The 3214-nt window shown below is 40.0% G+C and carries 6 protein-coding genes; 4 read left to right on the top strand and 2 right to left on the bottom strand.

Annotation, left to right across the window (positions count from 1 at the left end):
- The 4 genes from A3757_RS25310 to A3757_RS19015 form a co-directional block, all read left to right on the top strand.
- Positions 1–208, top strand: a 208-nt coding sequence (locus tag A3757_RS25310) for an immunity protein YezG family protein (protein WP_156506421.1), incomplete at its 5' end; no start/stop codon positions are given.
- A 128-nt stretch (positions 209–336) separates the two neighbouring features.
- Positions 337–612, top strand: a complete 276-nt coding sequence (locus A3757_RS19025; RefSeq protein ID WP_068511479.1) for a hypothetical protein — start codon at positions 337–339, stop codon at positions 610–612.
- Positions 613–1145: 533 nt separating this feature from the next.
- Positions 1146–1577, top strand: coding sequence for a hypothetical protein (locus tag A3757_RS19020; RefSeq protein WP_068511465.1), 432 nt, complete (start codon positions 1146–1148; stop codon positions 1575–1577).
- Positions 1578–2138: 561 nt separating this feature from the next.
- Positions 2139–2525 (top strand): hypothetical protein, encoded by a 387-nt coding sequence (locus A3757_RS19015; RefSeq protein WP_068511467.1) that lies wholly within the window; start codon positions 2139–2141, stop codon positions 2523–2525.
- Positions 2526–2596: 71 nt separating this feature from the next.
- Here A3757_RS19015 and brnA read toward each other — a convergent pair whose 3' ends face one another.
- Entirely contained in the window at positions 2597–2872 is a 276-nt protein-coding gene (gene brnA / locus A3757_RS19010) for a type II toxin-antitoxin system BrnA family antitoxin (protein WP_068510173.1), read from the bottom strand.
- Positions 2859–3158: a BrnT family toxin gene (locus A3757_RS19005; protein ID WP_068511104.1), complete on the bottom strand. Its 300-nt coding sequence runs from the start codon at positions 3156–3158 to the stop codon at positions 2859–2861. Before A3757_RS19005 ends, brnA begins: the two co-directional genes overlap by 14 nt.
- Positions 3159–3214: the final 56 nt, after the last annotated feature.

The following is a 3214-nucleotide window of genomic DNA, read 5'->3' as shown; positions in this document are numbered from 1 at the left end:
TAGTAGTTCAATAGGATCCAAATTTAGTTATGTAATTGATGGTAAAAGGGTCTCAAAGGCACTTGTAAAACCTGAAAGAGAGCGGCTCTATACCGTTGTGCCTAAGCTTCACTCAGTTATGAAATCGCATACTGGCGGTGATTGGAAGTCATTTACACTAACTATAAATGAAACTGGTGAGGCTAAAACCAAATTTGAATACCAATAAAAGCTATAACAAGCAGCTCCACCGGACTCCGCAAAATGTGTCGCGCTTTTTGCTGGAGCAAAAAGTCACGCCAATTTTGCTCCTCCGGTGAGCTGGGCGTTATGTGAAAAAATGGAATTCCGGAGCAGATGAAACAGATCTATAAAATTACTTATAATCCCACAGGTAAAATATATATAGGCAAGGATAGCATCGGAAGCCATCGTTATTTTGGCAGCCCGGATATGGATACAGTAAATGCAGACTTTGCAACGCTTCCTCAAGAGGTACGCAAAGATTACACAGTACGTAAACAGATACTTTGGGAGTCACCAGATTGTGAAGAGTCTGAACTAGCAGCCAAAGAGGTAGAGTTCATTCGCAAGTATCAATCTAATAACCCAGATATTGGTTACAATAGATGACCTAAATTCAATGAAAACACATAACAAGTGCCATCAATCGGACTTGGGTAAACTGTCACCGTTTTTGCAAAAAGACGCAAAAACGCCGCCACTTCACCCAAGCCGTTGTGGCAGGCGTTATATGCGCAAAAGTACCAAACACTTGTACGCGGTTTTCTTAGTTTTGTGCAAAGATGGCCTTCTTATAAAGTCAGGTTATCATCAAGGTTCAGTGTTCTAAAAATTAGTTTTTTGCTCAGCGTAATCGGGTCACTTTGATGGGTGGTTTCGTTGACAGTTCAGGTAAGAATTTAGGGTTTATCGTGGTCAAAATCAGATAAACAAAATAAAAATTATTGTATGGTTTATTGCGTCGTTTCTGAGTTCTTAACAATAAATTAAGAGCATAAGGTCAAAAGACTAAAAGCAAAAATCATATAACCAGGCCATCTTTCGGATCTTCGTTTTCTGTCACCGTTTATGCAAAGAAACGCATAAACGTCGCCATAAAACTCATCCCGCAAATGGCGGCGTTATATTCTTAAAGGAGAAAGGTGATTAATAAGTTTATTACAGTGCTAATTGCACTTTTTGTTGGTGGTTGTGCAACTCCACCAAGTAGATACAACCCTGATAATATTGGCATATTAGACTTAGCCTTCATTGATATGGAGAAGATTCCATTTATGAAGGTAAGGCACAGACCATCAGTGGTTTCAGTCGTAGATGAGAACGCAACAGAAGTTATCACTACAAACATGATGAAGTCTATGCATTTTAACGTGGGTTTGAAGGAAGGTAAGTATGTTGTAATGCTTAAATGCGATGATACCTATACTTATGGTTTTCCGGTTGTTCCAGTAGTTCTTGAAAAAGGTAAAAGATACCTCGCATATTGTCGCCGTATAGTTAAAGAAGGTGACTATATTGGTTTAGATGGTTTTATTCGTGAGAAATCTGAACCGCCTCCACCTTATCAGAAATGAATATAACCAGCGCCTCAAACGGACTCCGCAAAATGTGTCGCGCTTTTTGCTGTCGCAAAAAGGCACGCCAATTTCGCTCCTCCGTTTAGGCAAGCGTTAGGTGTAAATAGGGGTTACCAGATTGAACAAGTATCTCTAATTACTATTGGTTAGCCTCGTCAATAGCGGCCAAATTATTTTGGTTAGTTCTTCCAGTTATCTTCATTTCTATTAACTTGTTTATCCCGCTTCTAGCAGCATTAATTATTCTTGGTTGGTCGGCAATAATCATCACGGCATTTTTTAAGTGTCCGGAATGCGAACAAAGAGCTCTAGTTCATTCAGGTAAAGTGGTAAAATTGCTCACGAGCAAACGCAGCAAATTTAAAGTCTGGCTTGTCCCGAATGAATTCGCTTATAAGTATTTTTATTGCTGTAAGTGCGGTCATAAAATCGAGGCAAAAAGTGAATCAATCACCTAACCAGTTGCGCAATGATCGCCCCGGAAAAACACCCGGGGCTGGACTCGCTTTGCTGCGCGTCGCTCGCCCATTCGCAAGGCGTTATGTTTTTTGAGGGATTATGAACAAAGCTCTATTTGAAAAGTTACTTGGTGCGAGCATTATTCTAAATGCTCTTTATTGTCTTATATTTTCGCTCATCGATTCTTATCAATTGTTATCGCTCATAACTGGTGCCAGCGATAGAGAGATTAGTATTAGCCAAATGGCTACTATGTTGGCCATGCCTTACTTCCTTGCGTCGGTTATTTTTATAGTGTCGTTTTCTCTAGGCTGGTTGTTACTTCGTAATAAACAAATACATTTGGCAGTCGCTATTACAGCGGGTTTAGCTAACATATTTAATGGTTCAATAGGCTTCGGCTTGGCTGTGGTTTATTGTATTTATCGAGTTGCTACTTCTAGCAAAGAAGAACAACATAACCAGCGCCTCAAACGGACTCCGTAAAATATGTCACGCTTTTTGTGCCAAAAAGGCGCGCCAATTTTACTCCTCCGTTTAGGCGGGCGTTAGTGCTCTTAAGAAGCTAAGCGATTCTGTCGAACATCATCAGCAAGCCAAGATTTGATTAAGGACTGGTAAGGCATGTCTCTTCGATTAGCCTCAATTTTAATGCTTTCAAGCAAAGACTCAGGTAACCGCAAGGAAATTGTTTTCGTCGATGGTTTTAAGTTGGGCATTGTTACTTTTGCGGCCTTACTCCAGTCCAAGTAATCAGCGGAATCATTATCTTCCCAAAACTTTCGTTCTTCTGCCTCTGTTTTAAACTTTGGAGGCTGTTTATGCTTGTTCATAAAATTTCCTCTCTTTCTTGTGCATTGGTCGTGCAGAAATCACTCTAATCAAAGTGTTATCTTCACGCAGTGTAAAAGTAATATGTAGTTGCCGCCCATCATCGGTAATTCCAAGGGCATGGTATCTGGGCTCTTTATCACTGTGCTTTTTGTCCGGCAGCAGTAATAAAGGCTCATTAAAAAATAATTGTTCGGCCTCTAACTGGTTTACGCTGTGTTTATCAACGTTTTTTCTTTCGTTGCCAGCATCCCAATTAAAGCCTTTTATTTGTTTCCAATTAATCATTTATGTATATTACCATCATATACATAAAAATGGCACTAACAAGCGGCTCCACCGGA

The organism is Oleiphilus sp. HI0117 (genome assembly GCF_001635235.1).
The sequence above is the reverse complement of the archived record's forward strand: the minus strand, read 5'-3'. Positions and strand labels throughout refer to the sequence as shown.